Here is a 19756-nt window from a genome sequence, read left to right on the forward strand (position 1 = left end):
TGTATCTCCAGTATCTAAATCTATGTTAGTTGATGATTTAGTTAAAAAATTTCTTCAGCAGTCCTTAATGATCTTCATGAGCCATGCTTAGGTAAACGATAGTCAGCATCATGAAAATAAACGCTTGCAGCGTGATAACCAGAATATGGAAGATCAGCCAGCCCAGTTGCAGAGTCACACCCAGAGCGGCAATCGCCAAGTTGGCACCATACATCAGCGCAATAAGGATGAAGATCAACTCACCTGCATACAAGTTACCAAAAAGACGTAGCCCCAATGAAATGGGCTTAGCTATCAAGGTAACTATTTCGAGCAGGAAGTTGACGGGTATCATTGCCCAATGGTTGAAGGGCTGTAGCGTCAGTTCTTTCGCAAAACCTGACACACCTTTGACCTTGATGCTGTAGTAAATAATCAGCACAAACACGCCCAACGCGAGGCTGAAAGTGATGTTAAGGTCAGTAGTCGGTACTATTTTCAGATAAGGCACACCAGCCAAAGAGGCCGCATGTGGTACCCAGTCAACGGGCACCATATCCATGAGGTTCATCATGAATACCCACATGAAAATAGTCAGAGCAAGAGGTGCTATCAAGGCATTGCGACCATGGAATGTATCTTTAACGCTGTTGTCGACAAACTCGACGATCATTTCGATAAAGCATTGAAGCTTACCGGGAACGCCAGAAGTTGCCTTTTTGCCAACGCTGCGGAACAACCACAGAAACAGCACGCCAAGACCAACCGAAAAGAGCAATGAATCAACGTGCCATGTCCAGAAACCTTCACCAACGGTAAGGTTGGTAAGGTGATGCTGGATATAGCCCTGCGGTGTTAATGCTTCACCAGATGCAGCCATGATTCATCCCACTTAACTTTGCTTGAAGTACAAAGGAGCTGCCCAATGCACTACCAACGCCAGTACATAGCAAACAAAAAGGGGCATAAATGCGACCTTTAAATTGATAAATACCAGCGAAAACAATGCTATTGTTAACAGCAACTTTACCGCTTCCCCCCAGTAAAAGCCTTTGAGAACTTTACCGGCAGCGCTTGCTCCCATATGGGAAAAAGCCAGGGTCGCGAATACAAAATTAGGGAGCACAGCTATGGCAGTTCCTGCCAGAGCAGAATAGCCAAACTGGGCTCCCCACACGGCGAAAAAGATAATTGAAGCACCCCCAGCTATCGCCGCCTGCATCATCACCAACTTATAGGCTGACCAACGGCCACGACGCGCTAAAACCTTACTCAATCATTCTTCTCCGCATTACTACTTTTTGTTTCGATGACCGGACTACAAATATCCGTATGGAGTCGAGGTACAAAAAGCTTGCGAAAGTATACCTTTTCAAGTCTTCTTTGCAACTTTGAGATAAGTAAAAACCTCACCTTTTAACGTGATACAGACCCAAATTCGTATAAATGCAATATTAACAAACGTCACAAATTTACACTAAAAAGCGTTAACCACGTTTTTTTAATGGATTTTGGCAAGAATACCGTCTAATTCAGCCAGATTTTGATAGTTAATTACAATTTTTCCCTTTCCCTTACTACCGTGGGAAATGGAAACTTTTGCGCCTAACCTCTCAATTAACTGACTCTCCAGACGGGCAACATCGGTATCTTTTACAGGCTTTTCGGCCTCTTTGGCAGGATTTAAGACTTTATTTACCAATCGTTCGGTTTCACGAACGGTCAATTCCTTTGCCACCACCAATCGGGCAACAGAAGTTTGCTCTTCACCTTGCAAGGCCAGCAAGGCTCGGGCATGACCCATTTCGATATCACCATACTCCAACAACCGCTTTACCGGTTCATTCAAACCATTGAGCCGCAGCAGGTTCGAAACGGTAGCCCGGGATTTTCCCACAGCATCAGCTATTTGTTGGTGAGTGAGATCAAATTCTTCGATCAAGCGGTTAAGCGCAATGGCTTCTTCCATGGCATTGAGGTCTTCCCGCTGAATATTTTCAATCAGGGCAATAGCCACGGCAGCCTCATCGGCAACCTGTTTGACTATGCAGGGCACCTTGTCCAGCTTGGCAATTTGCGCCGCGCGCCAGCGACGTTCACCGGCGATGATTTCGTATTTGTCATCGCTGATCTTACGCACCACAATGGGTTGAATGACTCCCTGAGCCTTGATGGATTCGGCCAGCTCTTCCAGAGCCTCGGGCGACATGTCTTTACGGGGTTGATACTTGCCGGGCTGCAGCAGATCCACATCCAGGGTAAGCAGAGTTTCGCCGGCATCAACCTTGGATTGCTCGGCATCATCGCGCTTCTTGCTCGCCGCATGGCTGGTACTCAAAAGTGCGTCCAGGCCCTTGCCCAGACCCCGTTTTTTCGGTGTCATGCTCATTCCTTTATGCCTGTTTCGCTTGCTGGTTCTGTTCGGAGCGGCGAATAATTTCGCCGGCTAAAGCCAAATAAGCCTTGGCGCCGGCGCTGCTCTTGTCATAGTACATCGCCGGTGCGCCAAAACTCGGCGCCTCGGCCAAGCGAATATTTCTTGGGATAACAGTGCGGTAAACCTTGTCACCGAAATGCTGTTTCAGCTGATCGGAAACATCGTTGGCCAGACGGTTTCGGGGATCGTACATGGTTCTCAGTATCCCCTCGATCCCGAGTTTGGGATTGACCATGGCCGCCAGCTTGGAAATAGTATCCATCAGGGCGGTCAAGCCTTCCAGGGCATAGTACTCACACTGCATGGGAACCAGTACTGAGTCGGCCGCCGACATGGCGTTTACTGTCAACATATTCAGCGAAGGAGGGCAGTCGATAAAGATGAAGTCGTACTCACCCTGTACTTTTGCCAAGGCATTGCGCAGGCGAATCTCTCTGGCAAAGAACTCCATCAATTTGATTTCGGCGGCAGTCACATCACCGTTGGCGGCAACGAGATCGTATTTCCCGGCTGTGTTACGCACAACGACTTCGTCAAAACTCTTTTCTTCCACCAGCAACTCGTAGGCGGTGTTTTCAACTTCGTACTTGTCGACACCACTCCCCATGGTGGCATTGCCCTGGGGATCCAGATCGATCAATAGCACCCGCCGCTTGGTTGCCGCCAAAGAGGCTGCCAAATTAACACAAGTTGTTGTTTTTCCAACGCCACCTTTCTGGTTGGCTACGGCAATAATTCTCGCCACACTGTCACCTTGTCTGTCAATTTTGTTATTGATGCCCGGTTCCGTTTGCATCAAGTTGCTTGATACGCCAGCCAATTGCAAGGCATTCAAACCTGGGGAGCTATGATCAGCAGATGTCTCTGTTCATCCAATTTAGGAACCTTGAGTTCGATGGATTCCCTGATGCTGTATCCCTCAGGGATCCCGGTCAACTCATCAGGGTTCAACTGTCCTTTAAGGGCATAGAATACCCCATTTTGCGCCGGCAAATGCTGACACCAGCTTAACATGTCTGCCACTGAGGCAAAGGCGCGACTGAGCACCCCATCAAACCCTTGTGGATCCTGAAAGGCTTCCACCCGGCTCTCAACCGACTGTATATTTTTTAATTTGAGTTCAATCTGAACCTGTTTTTGAAAACGGATCCGCTTGCCCAGGCTATCGAGCAGCACAAATTCTTTATCCGGATTCAAAATCGCCAGCGGAATACCGGGTAACCCAGGGCCAGTACCCACATCAATAAAACGCTGCCCCTTGAGATGAGGGGAGACGACCAGGCTATCCATGATATGCCGGATAAGCATCTGCTCAGGATCGCGCACCGAGGTCAGGTTATAGGCCTTGTTCCATTTGTTGAGCATGGCAACAAAACCGAGCAGTTGTTGCTGCTGTTCATCCGATACATTGAGGCCAGTCTCTGCCAGATATGTTTTTAACTGTGCTGCAAGCACGGGTATTCTCCCCAGAAAAATACTGCGGGGCTATTATGCGGCCCCAAAACGGCCAAGGGAAGCATCCACTGCTTCCCCGGCTCTGGAATAGTTCACGGTATCAGGCCGAGCGGCGCAGTAATCCCCGTTTTTTCAGATGCACCAGCAAAATGGAGATGGCTGCCGGAGTTACCCCCGAGATCCTGGAAGCCTGGCCTATGGTTTCCGGTTTATGGGCATTGAGTTTGGCGATCACTTCATTGGACAAGCCCGGCACTTCGTTGTAATCGAGCTCCAGCGGCAGGCCGGTATTTTCGTTGCGCTGCGCTTTGGCGATCTCTTCCTGCTGGCGCTGAATATAACCGGCATATTTAACCTGGATCTGCACCTGTTCAGCGGCTTGACGATCCTCAAGACCCGGTCCAAAGCCTTCGATCCCCATAAGCTTGTCATAATCCAACTCAGGACGACGCAACAGCTCTTCAAACGAGGCTTCGCGAGATATTGGCGTATTGAGATGCGGATTCAGTGCTTCAACCAGAGGTGAATTCACATGGATCCATTGACTGCGCAGGCGTTGCAGCTCAGATTCAATCGCCTCAACCTTGGCAGAGAACTTGGCCCAGCGTTGATCGTCAACCAAGCCCAACTCACGACCTTTCTCGGTCAGGCGCAGATCAGCATTGTCTTCACGCAGCAGCAAGCGGTATTCGGCGCGACTGGTGAACATGCGATAGGGCTCTTTGGTGCCCAGAGTCGAGAGGTCGTCCACCAACACACCGAGATAAGCCTGATCACGTCTAGGTGCCCAGGCGTCTTTGCCTTGTACCTGCAAAGCTGCATTCATGCCCGCCAGCAAACCTTGAGCTCCGGCTTCTTCATAACCTGTGGTCCCGTTGATCTGACCGGCAAAGAACAGTCCATCTATGGTTTTGGTTTCCAGCGAATTTTTCAGATCTCGAGGATCAAAGTAATCATATTCGATGGCATAGCCAGGACGCATGATCTCGGCATTTTCCATCCCCTTGATCGAACGGACCAAGGCAATTTGTACATCGAATGGCAAACTGGTGGAGATACCATTGGGGTATAACTCATTGGTATTGAGCCCCTCGGGTTCAATAAAGATCTGGTGAGAACTCTTGTCGGCAAAGCGATGGATCTTGTCTTCAATCGATGGACAGTATCTCGGACCTATACCTTCGATAACCCCTGAATACATGGGGCTTCGATCCAAGCCACCACGAATGATTTCATGGGTTTTCTCATTGGTATGAGTGATATAGCAAGAAATTTGCTGTGGATGCTGACTCACATCTCCGATAAAAGACATCACGGGAAGAGGGTTATCCCCCTGCTGTTCAGTCATCTGTTGGAAGTCGACGCTGCGGGCATCGATACGCGGTGGCGTACCTGTCTTAAGGCGGCCAACCCGAATAGGCAACTCCCTGAGTCTGTGGGCCAGGGCGATCGCCGGAGGATCACCGGCACGACCACCACTGTAGTTTTCAAGACCTATGTGGATCTTGCCACCGAGGAAAGTGCCGGCAGTCAACACCACGGCAGGTGCTTCAAAAGCCAGCCCCATTTGGGTGACAACCCCTATGACTCTGTTGTTTTCAACAACCAGATCGTCAACAGCCTGTTGAAAGATCCTTAAGTTAGGTTGGTTTTGTAATATCTGTTGGATCTTTTGCCGATACAAGGCGCGATCCGCTTGGGCTCTGGTAGCTCTTACCGCTGGACCCTTACTTGAATTCAGGGTTCTGAATTGGATCCCGGCATAGTCAGTTGCTGTTGCCATGGCGCCACCCAAGGCATCTATCTCTTTAACCAAGTGCCCTTTACCTATACCCCCTATAGCCGGGTTACAGGACATCTGACCCAAAGTGTCAATATTGTGGGTCAGGAGTAGGGTATTGACACCCATTCTGGCAGCAGCCAATGCGGCTTCAGTTCCGGCATGACCACCACCTACAACAATTACATCAAACCGTTCATGAAAACGCATAGATTTACCTTTGGCTGGGTAAGGGATGAAAAAGGAATATCAGCCGATCATTTTAGCATCTGTAATGATGCAGGTGAATGCTCTATTTTGTGCTCTTGGATCGCAGGGGATCAGGCTTATAGATCTTAAGATCTTTATATAGATCTTCTTATTGTGTTTACTATTAGGATCGCACTTTGCTGTGGGTAAGGCTTATTGCTTATTTAAAACAACATCTTAAAGTAAAACGATCCTGTGATCTGTTGGCGATCTATCTCCATTAAAGCTGGGGATAGATCGCGATCTTATCCACAAGGTGGATCTGGGCCGTATCGAGGATCTGATTCATACAAAGATTGATCAGATCAAAATAAAGTATTATCCACAGAGTTATGTTTTTTAGACTTAATTTGTGGGTAAGTTAGATCTAAATTGTGAGTACTTGATGCTTTATTCAGGTTGAAAAGCATTTTATAACTCGGGCAGCCAGTCGTCGAGCCATGCCAATGCTGGATCTTCCGGTACGGGATCGTACTGAACATCGATCTGGATCTTATCCACATAGGGTTTGGCTCCCTTGGCGCTCAGTTGCTGAAGCAGCTTTTCCGGGCCTTGGCAGAAAGTGTCGTAACTCGAGTCGCCGATCGCACATAAAGCATACCGACAGTCCTGCAGGTTTTGGTTTGACTGGAGTAATTCCTGATAGAAGGGCTGCAAATTGTCCGGAAGATCGCCGGCCCCATGGGTGGAGGAAACGATCAACCAAAGGGCTTTGGGATCCAGTTGCTCCAACTGTGGGGTTAAGTACAGGCTTGTCTGGTGGCCGTTTTGTTCAAGCTTATTGATGAGTTCTTCGGCGACATATTCGGCTCCTCCCAAGGTGGTTCCAACTAATACTTCGACTTTCGCCATGATAATCCTCTCTGTATGTAGCGCCTGGCGCCTTGATTTAATCGGCCCATATTAATCCAATTTGCGGTGACAGACAGCCTTGGGTAACCTGAGTTTGAGCACTATTGCATTGATCCTGTTGTAGGCTCTTTCTGCGCTTGAGGCTGATATGAAACTGAAGTGGTTGCTGATCTTCCCGTTGCTTTCTTTGCTGGTGATACTCGGGGGATGGCATTGGTTGTTTACCGTACCGGCAAATGTTCAACTGCAATCTGACAGGGTTGATTCCAATACCGGCGCGGCCTGTATCCAAACGCCAACGGCAAAGGCGCTGGATAAGAATGGTGAGTTTGGCGTGTTGATCTGGAATATTCAGAAGCAGCAAAACGGCCTGTGGCGTTCTCGTCTCGATGATTTTACAACAGGCAGGCAGTTGGTGTTGCTGCAGGAAGCCCGCCTGGATCCCGGCATGTACCTTTATTTGAATGCTGCGCAGTGGTTTTGGCGTTTCGCCAACGCTTTCAGTGTATTGGATACCCCGGCCGGAGTGATGAATCTGTCACGCAGCGCTCCCTTGAGCAGTTGTGGCTACCGCACTCTTGAGCCCTGGTTGCGTTTGCCCAAGACGGCCTTGGTCGCTGAATATCCTTTGTCTGATGGTACATTATTGACTGTGGTAAATGTCCATGGAATTAACTTCAGTGTCGGTATCGAAGAATATCGGCAGCAACTTAAGTCTTTGACTGAAGCCCTGGCTGAGGAAAGAGTAGTGGGGCCTATTATTCTGGCGGGCGATTTCAATACCTGGAGTGAGGAGCGCAGTATGTTGCTGGCCGCCTTCGCTTCCTCTTTGGGATTGAATGAGGCTCATTTTGGCGAGGATAACAGGGTGAGAGTTCTGGGGTATCCTTTGGATCATCTCTTTTATCGAGGATTGAAACCCAAAGAGCTGTATGTGCCGAAAACAGATGTGTCGGATCACAATCCTATGGTCGCCAGCTTTGTGATTGCCGAGCGCTAGGCCCTAAGTAACTCATGTTTCCCTGACATCTGCTCCTCCAAAAAAGGGCCTGTGACCGAAGTCGCGGAAGTCAGCATTCCTAACGGAGGGCCCTGATAGATTATCTTTCCGCCATGTTTTCCGGCTCCCGGGCCCATTTCTATTACGTGGTCAGCATTGGCTATCATCTCGAGATTATGCTCGACGATTATCACAGTTTTTCCTTGATCTGCTAGTAAGGTAAACAGCTCGAGCAGGCGATCGACATCGGCCATATGCAGACCGGAGGTGGGTTCATCAAAGACATAAATGCCTCCGCTTCGTTCCAGTTCTGCTGCCAGTTTGAGTCTCTGCCTTTCACCTCCGGATAAAGTGGACAGCCGCTGACCTATCTGTATGTAGCCGAGTCCAACCTGAATCAGGCGTGTCAGTGCATTTACTATTTTCGTCTGGTGCTTGAATACCTGCAGAACCTCTTGCGGGCGCATGTTCATTATCTGAACGATAGATTTTCCAGCGACTCGAATGGTGCTGGCTTCCCCGCTGTATCCCGAACCTTGGCAGGTTTCACACATAGACTCAATAGTTTCAAGAAACGCAAGATCTGTGCGTACAACACCTCGTCCTTTACATGCAGGGCAAGCCCCGGCTGCATTGTTACTGAATAGGCCGACAGCTTTGCCACTCTGCCTGGCGAAATGGCGACGGATATCATCCAGGATACCGAGATAGCTGGCAGGGGTTGAACGGGAGGATGCGCGAAGTTCGTCTTGATCAATCACCACCACGTCTGCATAAAGGCGGGGCAATATCCTATTGGCTAACGTCGATTTCCCCGAGCCGGCGACACCGGCAACCACAGTTACGACCCCGAGGGGAATATCGACCGACAGATCATGAACATTGAACATAGACTGATGCTCAAGCTTGAGCCAACCTGAGTTTTTACGCTGTGATACTCTTGGATAACTTTTTCGGCGCAAGCCTTGGCCTGTCATGGTATCTGCTTGTTTGAGCCCTATAAAAGGGCCTTGATAAACTACCTGACCACCCGCTTCTCCGGCCCCAGGGCCCATATCGATAACATGATCGGCAATGGCAATTACATCTGGGTCATGTTCAACTATGAGGACACTATTTCCCTTATTCCGCAGGCGAGTGAGTAAATCGGCGAGTTGACGGACATCGCGGGCATGCAGCCCGACGCTGGGTTCATCAAAGATATATGCAATATCGCTGAGACTACTGCCAAGATGGCGGATCATCTTGATCCGCTGAGACTCACCACCTGACAGGCCAGATGTCTCTATTCAAATTAAATTTGTTGTTTGGGTGTGGGTACGCCTGCTACTGGTATTCTGCCTTCCACAAAGTCAAAGGTTCGGCAGAGCACCATTGCCAGAATTTCTTCTCCACCAAGTCACTTGCCGCGGCAGCATCCAGCCCCTCAAACAAGCGCCAATTTTCCTCTGCAGATTTCAGGGCATACTGTCTCAAGTGACCTGTGACCCTCTCGAAATCGGATGGCTCGAGAAGAAATATGCTGCCATCCCTGTAAGACTCCCAAGGTACCTGATCTTTAGGTTGTCGTTGATGATTCTGGAAGAACGCCTCGCTGTAGATGCTGGCCGAACCACCCGCAGACACGCAGTCGTCCCAACGTTGGCAGCGAAAGAAAAACTCGTCCTCAACCTCGGCAGTGCCTGTTAGCTCTCGATAGGGGCAAGCTGTTTCCCAAGGCTTGTCTATATTGGCCTCTGCCACACCTTGGCGCGCAAACTCTATCTCATGGGGCTTGGGGAACCTGTCCATCAGCAATTGCGCTGGTTCGCCACTCTCGTTTGCCATCAAAATGGAAGGAGTTCCTATAAGGAACATACAGAGTGTAACGCTGGCGCAAGCTGAATTTGAAATCGATGGCATCAAGTGAAATGACATTTTACCTCCCTGAAGAACTAAGTTATTTATCCCTAAACAGGAATAGGCCGTTTATAACTATGGCCTTTATCTTTACTTGTGCTGGTTACTTACGAGCACTGGCCTTTAAAGCAGTCTTGTTGTAATCGTTCAAGCCACCGGCCTCGGCAGTGCTCTGCCTCAGGGTTTGTTGATTTGGCTGCAATGGCAATTAGAGCAACAATTTCGATATACCAAGTCATACCGTGAACGTAAAATTTTCGTGGTATATAGCTTCAACCCCTTGAAGCAATTGATAGTCATTTAGCGGTTATTATTAGATCAATCCTTCGATGACTCAATTGCCCCTGAGAATAAATATTACTTAGGCATAACACCCTGAAGGATTAATTCATTAGTATGATGACATCAGATTAATCAATTATTTAAGGTTATTTTTTGGTAAATATGTAGGAGATGTATTTTCACTGTGTTCGGTGAAATTTTCAGTTTGGCGATTTAGGTGAAAGTAATCAATGAAGCTAGCTGAACGCTTGGTTCGATTCTCAAATATATGCTTCTGAGATTGCCACTCAACCAGTCGTTTACTCTTAATGGTTTCGGCGAGAAGCATATGTTCTTTATTGTGTTGGCGCTGGGTAGGTGTTTGGGGGCGTTGTGATAGACTCCACTTGGGCCCCAATCAGTGCGAGTAGCATGTCATGGGGCCCAACTGGGGACTAGATTTGGCAACAAACGGAAAATGACGAACTAATAAAATCAGTGGGTTATCTGCTATCGTTTGCTGTTGTTTTCCGTTATTTGCCCACTTTACTTCCCGATACAGAATGTGAAAAGATACTGTAAATCAATAACTTAATAGTTTTGCGGAGTAAATGCGGATCAATATTTACCAGCTTTACTCATGTAACCCATTGATTTCCATGTTACTCATGATACTTCATGGCAACCAATAATTTTATGGTTCTTCTACGGTAATGTTCTTTGTTCAGTAACCAAGCTTATATCTAACGTCCTTCAATCAACTCTCCAAAGAGCTCCTTCACCTTCGCTTTGGCGTCAGTAAGCGCAACACGACCCTGTTCGGTGATTTCATATAACCGCCGGTCACGGCTGCCTGTGCGTTCATGGTGAGAGGTGAGATAGCCCTTTTTCTCTAGCCTATGCAACATCGGATAAAGAGTCCCCGCGCTGATCTCATAACCATGACCGCGCAGCTCTTCGATGATGCCAAGCCCAAAGATGGGCTCTTCGGCTGCGTGATGCAGAATATGTAAACGAATCAGTCCACCGTAAAGATCTTTATCGGTCATTTTCCGAACCTCATAAAAACGTAGCCAAAAAGCCACCTACGACGCCGCTCCCTACGACTACTAGCCAGGGTGGCAGCTTCCAAAACATTAAGGCAACCAGTGCGATCAGGGCCAAGCCAAAGTCTTGAGGCGCGTTAACCGCACTTATCCATACAGGTTTATAAAGGGCGGCTAGCAGAAGGCCAACCACAGCTGCATTCACGCCACACAGCGCCGCTCGCATTTGAGTATTGCCACGTAGGCGTTCCCAGAATGGCAAAGCTCCCATTATCAGTAAGAAGGACGGCGTGAAGATCGCTAGAAGGCAGATCAAGCCACCTAACCAGCCGGATGGAGCTTCGTTCATAGAAGCTCCAAGAAACGCCGAAAAGGTAAACAGAGGACCAGGTACTGCCTGCGCAGCACCATATCCTGCTAGAAAAGCGTCATTGGAAACCCAGCCGGATGGAACTACCTCGGCTTGCAATAACGGCAGTACGACATGCCCACCACCAAAGACCAGCGAGCCAGCACGATAAAAGGCATCCACCATTGATAGAGTCTGATTAGGAAATATAACTGATAACAAGGGCAAGCCCATCAGCAACGCAAAGAAAAGCATCAGCCAAAACACTCCTACTCGACGCCGGATGGCAATTGGCAAGGAGTCATGTACAGCTTCATTCTGAGGTTTGAAAAACAACAGACCAAAGATTGCTGCCATTACGATGACTCCAATCTGACCCCAAGCCGATGGCACCAAAAGCACAAAACATGTTGCCGCAGACATGATTGTGATGCGCGGGGCGTCTGGACAGAGGTTGCGGGCCATACCCCATACGGCTTGTGCGACTACGGCTACGGCTACCACCTTCAACCCATGAAGCACACCAGATGGCATCACATCACCGTAACTACTGATGCCTAGAGCAAACAGGATTAGGGCAATCGCTGAAGGAAGCGTGAAGCCTGACCATGCGGCCAGCGCTCCGGCATAGCCGGAGCGAGATAGCCCGAGGGCGATACCGACCTGGCTGCTCGCCGGTCCAGGCAGAAATTGACAGAGAGCAACTAGATCAGCATAGCTAAGCTCGGTCAACCAACGTCGCCGCGTAACGAATTCATCACGGAAATAGCCCAAGTGGGCAATTGGACCACCGAAAGAAGTCAAGCCCAACCTGAGGAAAATTAAGAAGATAACCCAAGGGCTGCGATCGCCGGTAGTCGTGTCGGGTATGTTCATAACTGTGTCTCGCTCTGACAATCTAAATAGTCGAAATACGATATCGAAGTTCGATAATTAAGTAAACCCGTTATTGTTTATGTCCAAAAAACCACCGTTTTGTGAACACCTTGAGAAGGTGCCATTTCGCATGGATTCTCGGTGTGCAATCTGTTAAAATACTCGTATATTTTTCTATGTAAATTAATTGTACATGAATCAACGTATTGGCTATGCCCGCGTTTCAACGGATGATCAAAACCTGCACCTCCAAAGGGATGCTTTGGAGAAAGCGGGCTGCCAGGTCATCTATGAAGACAAAGCCAGTGGGAAGAACACTGAAAGGCCGGAGCTTGAGGCTTGCCTGAAAGCTCTGCGTTCAGGCGACACGTTGGTGGTTTGGAGGCTGGACCGTCTGGGACGAAGCTTGGGTGATTTGGTCAAACTCGTGACGACCCTGGAAGAACAGAAAATCGGATTTGAGAGTCTTCAAGAAAAGATTGAAACGACAAGTGCCTCTGGAAAGCTGGTTTTTCACGTATTTGCTGCACTTGCTGAATTTGAGAGAAACCTAATCAGCGAGAGAACACGAGCTGGATTGAAGGCTGCGCGGGCGCGTGGCCGACTTGGTGGACGTAAACCAAAGCTGAAACAGAAAGACATTCGCGAGATTAAAGCTTTACTCAAGGATCCAAATATACCCGTCTCTGATATTGCCAAGCGATTTGGAGTCTCAAGAACTACTATTTACAACAGGGTCGGGGTAGTTAAACCTGACCGCGAGGGTACGAAGGCATGAATGCGTATCACTTTCAGGATATTTTAAGCGAATCGGAAGAGCCTCTTGTCAGGTATGACGCATGTAAAAGCATGGCACGGGGGTATGCCAGCTCTATCTCAGATGATGAGCATCGTCTGGCTGTAGCTCGATCATATTGTGCCGTTCTGGTGACTTCATATTGGAATGAGGTTAATTCGCGCCACGGCTCTAAGCTTAAAATTTTTCCGGTTCCCCGTGATACATTTCTCGCTGATGTTGCGTCAGACGCTGAAGACGTTGCAAAAAGTACAGGGCGAGTAATCGCTCAGTTTCCCGATATTGATGCGGGATTTTTGATTGGCTCAATCTATACAGCGATGTTACCAGTGGCTTTCCGCTCAAAGCTGGGAGCTTACTATACGCCGCCTCCTTTAGTTTCCCGTCTACTTGATTTATCCGAAGATGCTGGGGTTGACTTCAGTAAAGCGTCCATAATAGACCCGGCCTGTGGTGGAGGGGCATTCTTAGCACCTGTAGCAACAAGAATGCTTGAAAAATCGAAAAACACATCAGCAGAGTGGAAGATTCGGCAGATAGGTAAGCGACTGAAAGGGGTAGAGATAGATCCCTTTGCCGCCTGGATGACTCATGTTCTTCTTGAATCGGTACTCATTGATTTGTGCATTAAGGCGCGGAAGAGGTTACCAAAGGAGGTAATAACTGTTGGTGACGCACTCGCATATGAGTCATCGACAAAATTTGATTTGGTAATTGGCAATCCTCCATATGGGAAAGTTACGCTTGATGCAACATTAAGAGATAAGTACGCACGTTCATTGTTCGGTCACGCCAATCTTTATGGCTTGTTTACCGATCTTGCATTGAGAACTGCTAAGAAAGATGGAGTCATCGCCTACCTAACGCCAACATCATTTCTGGGCGGTCAGTATTTCAAGGCGCTACGAGAATTGCTACTTACTGAAGCAGCCCCACGAGCTTTCGACTTCATCTCTAACCGAGAAGGAGTATTTGATGATGTGCTTCAGGAAACATTGCTGACGACCTTTAAGAAGGGAGCGCGACGTAGCCCCTCTAAAGTATCACTTCTCGTCCCGCAAGGGCTTAATGAAGCCAAAGTAGAGCATATCGGTAAAGTGGGTATTGTTAAGGGCGATGGGCCTTGGCTAATCCCCAGGGTGTCAAAAGACGCAGCTTTACTTAACCGTATTAAAAAGATGCAAACACGGCTTCCTGACCTTGGATATGTTGTATCTACTGGAAAGTTGGTTTGGAACCGGCATAAAACTCAGCTCAAATCAGAAAAGACGAAAGATTCGTTACCGTTGATATGGGCCGAGTCAGTTACAGCTCAAGGATTTAAATTCTCAGCAGTGAAACGGAATCATGTCCCCTATATCGAGGTGAAAAACAACCAACAACACCTTATTACACGGGAGTCATGTGTTTTAGTCCAGAGGACTACATCAAAAGAACAGAGTCGTCGGGTTTTGGGCGCAGTCATCCCCCAAGACTTTATCGACCGAAACAACGGCGTTGTAGTTGAGAATCATTTGAATATTGTTTACTCCGACGGTCTGATCAGAGAGGTGACTGTCGAAACGATTAACGCTCTCCTCAACTCAGAGGTCTTCGACCGCATATATCGCTGTATAAGCGGTAGTGTTGCGGTCTCTGCCTATGAGCTGATGTCGGTTCCTCTACCTACGATTGAAGGCTTGACAAAGCTGCAGAAGATCATTTTGGCCGGTTCTGATAGACTCACGATTGAGAAATGTGTAGCCAAACTGTATGGAGAGAACAAAGTTGAGCTGGCCGAAAGTACCAAAACTGGAGGTAATCGCTGAGCGATTGCCACAGATATTCCCAGATGGGACAGAAAATCGCAACTACGTTACCCGCGAAATGGCGGCCCGCACGCTTTATGTAATGTTCTATGCGGGAGCGATTGACGGCCAGGAGCGCTGGATTCGTCCGAGCCAAGTTACTGACATGTCGGATGAGCAGGCGGTGCTACTGTCGGATGAAGAGCGCAACGCTTGGGTCGAACAGGCCCTCTCCAGCAAGAAGGAGCGGCCAGCTAACACTTGGTACGCTCCGAACTCACGAGAGCCCGTCAGAGATGAGACTATACGGTATGGGTTCATCGCTTTGGGGGCGGTTTTGGAGAGAGCTGGTTTGCCAGTCACTACGCCGCTACCAAAATATGCGATGACTCAAAAATTTGCGGCTCTTTTTGATGAGAGCTTAGTCGGCCAGCAGTTGGAGGATGCGATTCTTGCCTGGCAGAAAGCACACCTCAATCCGGCGGCACTCAGCCGGATAAGATTGTTGGGAGCGAACGCGGCTGCGGCCAACTCCGATACCATCACAGCCACGTTACCCAACGCTGGTGTGGTAACCCTTGAGTCAGGGCCTTCTGGTGTTATTGGAAAGTGCGTTATCGAGGATTTTGCGCCTAAGTTCCTCAAGAATCCCGCTGTCTTGTGGTTATCACAATCCGGTGAAAAAGTTGGAATTGATCTCGCCAGTAGGTTGAAACTGAAGATCGACCCATCAAAGACACTACCGGATGTCATATTGGTTGATTTGGGGACCAAGACAGATGGCAGCGATATGCTTTTCGTTTTCATTGAGATCGTAGCCTCTGATGGCCCAGTAAACTCTGTCCGTAAAAAGAAATTAACTGAGATCGCGGTGGAAGCGGGGTTTAGCCCTGAGCATTTAGCATTTGTTACTGCCTTCCAAGATCGCTCCGCACCAGCATTCAAAAAAGCGATGTCAGAGCTAGCATGGGGAACATATGCTTGGTTTTGTTCAGAACCTAGCAACATTATTGAGCTCAAGGATGGCGAGTCTCACATATTGTCCGAGTTTTCTTTAATCTGAATAAACCATATTAGTATTTAGGGGGATATATGATTGATCTATCAATAACTGTGTATACAGCTCTAGGGTTCATAGGTTTTGTATTGTCTCTGTGTGGCATCTTATATATGAATGCAGATCGACTTGAGCGGTGGGCAGAAAAACGCTTTCGTCGTAGCCACTGAAATGTAAGGAGACAATAATGAGTACATCGGACGTAGAACCTCAGACACAACCTAGCTCTGAAGCGCAGGCACTTTCTGAGATTGTCACTTGGGCAAATAGCTGCCCTATGTGGCAAAGAGATGCTCTACGTCGTTTGTGCGACAAAGAACGGCTCAGTCAAGAAGATTTAGATAGTCTGTTGGGGATATGCAAAGGCGAGCAAGAAGGCCGTCCAATTACTGCCGAGCATGTCCGAGACCCCTCCGCCTCAAATTTAGAAGTTTCCCTCTCAAAACTTCACAATCTACAACATGTTAATGCTCTTCAATCCGGTGAGACCCTGACTTTTCAAAAATCGGGGTTAACTGTTATTTATGGTGACAATGGAGCCGGTAAGTCTGGCTATGCTCGTGTTTTGAAGCAGGCCTGCCGGGCTCGACTGCCAAAGGATGACACAGTTCTTCCGAATGTATATGCCGCTGAGCGTGGCATTCCCCAGGCGGAGGTCAGCTTTCGAGTCGGCGGACAAAATCAGTCGGTAACCTGGCGTCAGGGAACGACCGCAGATCCCAGGCTTACGGCCATCAGCGTGTTTGACAGCAACACTGCCGCAGTACATGTCGATGCTACTAATGATTTAGCTTATACCCCCTTACCGTTGCGCGTAATGGCATCACTGGCCGAAACGTGTAAAACACTGAAGAGTAAGTTGGATGATGAGATCCGAGTTATTGAGAGACAAACACCGGCCATCCTAAATAGTCCTGACTGCGCACCAGATACAGAAGTCGGAAAACTTCTATCTGGCTTGTCCAGCAAAACGGCAGATGCAACTGTAGAGGGTTTAGCGGGACTATCGGAATTGGAAGAAGCCCGCTTAAAAACCCTTGCCGCCGATCTTGCAAATGATCCTGTCCGGGTTGCTCGGCAGCTTCAAGGACAAAAAACGCAGATCGACAAAGCAAGGGACCGTCTCAAAAAGCTTGCCAAGGCTGTTAGTGACGAGAACGTCACCAATATTAAGCAGTTGTATGAAACCTATGAGAGATCACGGGCTGCGGCAGCTCTTGTTTCTGCGGATTTGTTTTCTGATGAGCCCCTTCCCCAGGTTGGCTCGGATGTGTGGCGCTCTTTGTGGGAAGCTGCTCGCACATACTCCAATCAGGGAGCGTATCCTGACAAGAAGTTTCCTGTCACCGATGAAGAGGCCCGTTGTGTTCTCTGTCATCAAGAGCTAGGCCCTGAAGCATCAGAGCGACTCAATAAGTTTGAAGCCTTTGTCCTGGATGAAAGTAAAAAGCGTGAAGACGAAGCTCGAAAAGCCTACCAGGCCGCTCGGTCAGCTTTGGAGGCAACTTACATTTCTATGCAGGACGTTCAGGCAATAGCTTCCTTAATTAGGGACAATCTAGGCGATGAAGAGCTGGCAAATACTGTAAAGCGATGCGCCGTTCAGAACTCCTGGAGGCTACGCTCGGTTCTTAAGACGGTTGGCCTGAAAGGCGTTGCCATCAAGGCAACTCAGGCGGAAGTCCCAGACGCGGAGATGGCTGCACATTCTGAAGGCCTGGAGAAACGGGCTGCTGGATTTGTGGCCGAGAAAGAGTCTCCTGAGAGAAAGGCTTTGGTGGCTGAACATAGTGAGCTGGCTGCTCGTCAATGGCTCGGCACAGTGAAAGCCGATGTGTTGGAACAGATTAAACGATTGAAAGCTGTCAGCGGCCTCAAAAAGGTGCAGAAAACCACCGCTACCAACAAAATTACTACTTTCAGCACCGAGATCGCTAAACGACTCGTTACGGACAGGCTTCGTGCGCGTTTTGCACAGGAGGTAGCTCGATTGGGTATAGCTGAGCAACATGCTGTTGAACTGAAGCATGCTCGCTCTTCTGCTGGCATTCCTTTGTTCCATGTTCGCATGATGAGCAACCCTGATGAGCCTGTTGGAAAAATATTGAGTGAGGGCGAGCACCGGTGTGTTGCTTTGGCGGCGTTCCTGAGTGAACTGTCCACCCTGGATACACCGTCGGGAATCGTCTTTGATGATCCCGTCTCATCTCTTGACCACATTCACCGAGACAGGGTTGCTGAAAGACTCGCCATAGAGAGCCTGAACCGCCAAGTGGTAGTTTTCACGCATGATATTGCCTTTTTGGTACTACTGGAGGAAGCCTGCCGAGAGACCAGAGATCATGCTGCCGTACCAATTGCATATCGAGTGGTGAGTCGTGGAGCTAATGCTGCCGGGTTCTGTAATACAGAACCACCTGCCAATGTCTTACCTATCGATAAAGTTGTTACCCAGATGCGGCGTCATTTGGGTAACGTAAGGATTCATCATGATCGGGGGGACCAGGCAAACTGGCGACGGGAAGTCCGTTCATTCTCCGAACAATTGCGTGAGGCTTGGGAACGCGCCGTCGAAGACGTAGTTTCGCCGGTTATCAAGCGCCTGGCGAAAAAGGTACAGACAGATGGGTTAATCCGTCTCACTGTTCTTCAAGAACAAGATTGCCATGACATGCGTGATGCTTATGGTCGATGTTCTCAACTGCTGCATAGCCAACCCGGCGAACTAAATCCTCGATTACCGTCACCAGACCAAATTGAGAACGAAATCGCCGCTCTTGAGAGCTGGGCTCAAAATATCAGAGGTCGCCAAGACCAACTTTGATAGTGATATGTCACTGTCTTTTTGAATACCCACCTGAACCCAGCTCGTAATCGTGCCCTGCCATACCTTTGGCGGGGAGGATCCCTGTCTATTTGCTCCAAAAGCTACTTTTCGAGACCCTTTAATCCGTCTCTTCTCTATATTTGGTGAGAGGCTGAAATTCGGGTCTCGAAAAGCGACTTTGTGAGACTCAAGCACCGTTTGAACGGTGGGTAATGTAGGAATGACGGGATATGGGTCTCATAACAGCCTTTTACGAGACCTTCTTTTGGGGCTTGACCGAGCCAAAAAACCTATTAATATTAATGACGTAAATGGTAGCTGGCCTAAAACAGCATTTATGTAAACAAGGCGCTTGCCTTTATCTAACCAACCCTCTGGGGGACTGTCCCCCGTGGGCATTCCTCCGTCTGTAACCCTTCGGAGGAACCCCTGATGAATTTCATCCCCATTCGTGAATCCCTGACGCTAGATCGTCATCGTTGCCGCTGCTTGCAGTTGGCAAATGCCCCTCCTCGCTGCTGTTCTCTTGAATTTGTGGCGTAACTGGCACTCGATCATGAGCAGCCAAATTCCAGAGGACCACCTCTGCCTCAACCATGTGAGCCTGGCGTATGCCGAGCTTGCACCATGCCCCTCCCCGTCTCTGTCGCCAACGGCGAAAACAGAGACGGGGTAGCAAACCCCGCCGAAAGCCTTGTGCCTCAATGGCTCAAGGCTTTCGCCCCGCGCACGAATGTGCGCGAACACAGCCGCGCAAGGCGGCGAGCGCTACGCGCTAACTTTCCAAGAAAAGCGACATCACCAGCCGGAGCTGCTGGCAGTTTGTTCCAACGGAACAGACCAGCCAGTGGCGAGAGCAGCCCGCTCCATAGCAGTGTTGATCGTATGTAAATGACCGTGGGTGCTCGGTTTATCCACCCTTTGCCAGGGCAAGAACCCTGATTTGGCCTCAGCACGCGAAGCTGATTAAAAAAATCGCGTTTATCACTTACCAATGATTTTCGGGCAGGCCAGAACCAGAACAAGAAGGAATAGCACTATGCGCTCAGAACGATCCAATCCGGATGCCAGAAACTATGGCCTTAAGAGCCGTGATATGACGCGGG

17 protein-coding genes are annotated in these 19756 nt (G+C 48.9%); 5 read left to right on the plus strand and 12 right to left on the minus strand.

The genetic code is table 11. The annotated features are described in order from the left end of the window. Positions 1-64: 64 nt before the first annotated feature. From atpB to mioC, 7 genes are all read right to left on the minus strand, one after another. On the minus strand, positions 65-859 hold the full coding sequence (atpB, locus tag ACWAU4_RS22140; protein WP_025011728.1) for a F0F1 ATP synthase subunit A: 795 nt from the start codon (positions 857-859) through the stop codon (positions 65-67). A 12-nt stretch (positions 860-871) separates the two neighbouring features. Further along, positions 872-1255, minus strand: coding sequence for an ATP synthase subunit I (locus ACWAU4_RS22145; protein WP_028780951.1), 384 nt, complete (start codon positions 1253-1255; stop codon positions 872-874). A gap of 225 nt (positions 1256-1480) precedes the next feature. After that, positions 1481-2362 (minus strand): ParB/RepB/Spo0J family partition protein, encoded by an 882-nt coding sequence (locus ACWAU4_RS22150; protein ID WP_025889677.1) that lies wholly within the window; start codon positions 2360-2362, stop codon positions 1481-1483. Positions 2363-2372: 10 nt separating this feature from the next. Beyond that, a complete protein-coding gene (locus tag ACWAU4_RS22155; protein ID WP_208126246.1) occupies positions 2373-3161 on the minus strand; it encodes a ParA family protein in 789 nt (262 codons plus the stop codon). Between the two features lie 86 nt (positions 3162-3247). Further along, entirely contained in the window at positions 3248-3871 is a 624-nt protein-coding gene (gene rsmG / locus ACWAU4_RS22160) for a 16S rRNA (guanine(527)-N(7))-methyltransferase RsmG (RefSeq protein WP_025889675.1), read from the minus strand. 100 nt (positions 3872-3971) lie between these two features. Next, positions 3972-5861 (minus strand): tRNA uridine-5-carboxymethylaminomethyl(34) synthesis enzyme MnmG, encoded by a 1890-nt coding sequence (gene mnmG / locus ACWAU4_RS22165; RefSeq protein ID WP_044735595.1) that lies wholly within the window; start codon positions 5859-5861, stop codon positions 3972-3974. Positions 5862-6311: 450 nt separating this feature from the next. Continuing rightward, complete coding sequence (gene mioC, locus ACWAU4_RS22170; RefSeq protein WP_025011723.1) at positions 6312-6752, minus strand: FMN-binding protein MioC; 441 nt, start codon at positions 6750-6752, stop codon at positions 6312-6314. A gap of 148 nt (positions 6753-6900) precedes the next feature. Here mioC and ACWAU4_RS22175 point away from each other — a divergent pair, with 148 nt between their 5' ends. Next, positions 6901-7752 carry an endonuclease/exonuclease/phosphatase family protein gene (locus tag ACWAU4_RS22175; RefSeq protein ID WP_454290391.1) on the plus strand — a complete coding sequence of 284 codons (852 nt, stop codon included), beginning with the start codon at positions 6901-6903 and terminating at the stop codon, positions 7750-7752. On the opposite strand, the gene ACWAU4_RS22180 is transcribed toward ACWAU4_RS22175, so the two are convergent. From ACWAU4_RS22180 to chrA, 5 genes are all read right to left on the minus strand, one after another. Next, positions 7749-8996 (minus strand): ATP-binding cassette domain-containing protein, encoded by a 1248-nt coding sequence (locus ACWAU4_RS22180; RefSeq protein ID WP_208125330.1) that lies wholly within the window; start codon positions 8994-8996, stop codon positions 7749-7751. The genes ACWAU4_RS22175 and ACWAU4_RS22180 overlap by 4 nt on opposite strands. An 82-nt stretch (positions 8997-9078) precedes the next feature. Continuing rightward, on the minus strand, positions 9079-9579 hold the full coding sequence (locus ACWAU4_RS22185; protein ID WP_186265178.1) for a hypothetical protein: 501 nt from the start codon (positions 9577-9579) through the stop codon (positions 9079-9081). Between the two features lie 486 nt (positions 9580-10065). Next, positions 10066-10146 (minus strand): LuxR C-terminal-related transcriptional regulator, encoded by an 81-nt coding sequence (locus ACWAU4_RS22190; RefSeq protein WP_115390008.1) that lies wholly within the window; start codon positions 10144-10146, stop codon positions 10066-10068. Positions 10147-10655: 509 nt separating this feature from the next. Further along, positions 10656-10961, minus strand: coding sequence for a PadR family transcriptional regulator (locus ACWAU4_RS22195; RefSeq protein WP_339898991.1), 306 nt, complete (start codon positions 10959-10961; stop codon positions 10656-10658). 10 nt (positions 10962-10971) lie between these two features. Continuing rightward, a complete protein-coding gene (gene chrA, locus ACWAU4_RS22200; RefSeq protein WP_339898990.1) occupies positions 10972-12183 on the minus strand; it encodes a chromate efflux transporter in 1212 nt (403 codons plus the stop codon). A 193-nt stretch (positions 12184-12376) separates the two neighbouring features. Between chrA and ACWAU4_RS22205 the strand changes: the two genes are divergently transcribed. The 4 genes from ACWAU4_RS22205 (at position 12377) to ACWAU4_RS22220 (ending at position 18647) form a co-directional block, all read left to right on the plus strand. Continuing rightward, a complete protein-coding gene (locus ACWAU4_RS22205) occupies positions 12377-12961 on the plus strand; it encodes a recombinase family protein (protein WP_068811905.1) in 585 nt (194 codons plus the stop codon). Continuing rightward, complete coding sequence (locus ACWAU4_RS22210) at positions 12958-14787, plus strand: HsdM family class I SAM-dependent methyltransferase (protein ID WP_068811904.1); 1830 nt, start codon at positions 12958-12960, stop codon at positions 14785-14787. Before ACWAU4_RS22205 ends, ACWAU4_RS22210 begins: the two co-directional genes overlap by 4 nt. After that, positions 14747-15829 carry a BsuBI/PstI family type II restriction endonuclease gene (locus ACWAU4_RS22215; RefSeq protein ID WP_172515163.1) on the plus strand — a complete coding sequence of 361 codons (1083 nt, stop codon included), beginning with the start codon at positions 14747-14749 and terminating at the stop codon, positions 15827-15829. Before ACWAU4_RS22210 ends, ACWAU4_RS22215 begins: the two co-directional genes overlap by 41 nt. 181 nt (positions 15830-16010) lie before the next feature. Then, positions 16011-18647 (plus strand): AAA family ATPase, encoded by a 2637-nt coding sequence (locus ACWAU4_RS22220; protein ID WP_172515164.1) that lies wholly within the window; start codon positions 16011-16013, stop codon positions 18645-18647. Positions 18648-19756 lie beyond the last annotated feature (1109 nt).

The sequence above is a fragment of the Shewanella sp. FeAMO genome (assembly GCF_053653955.1).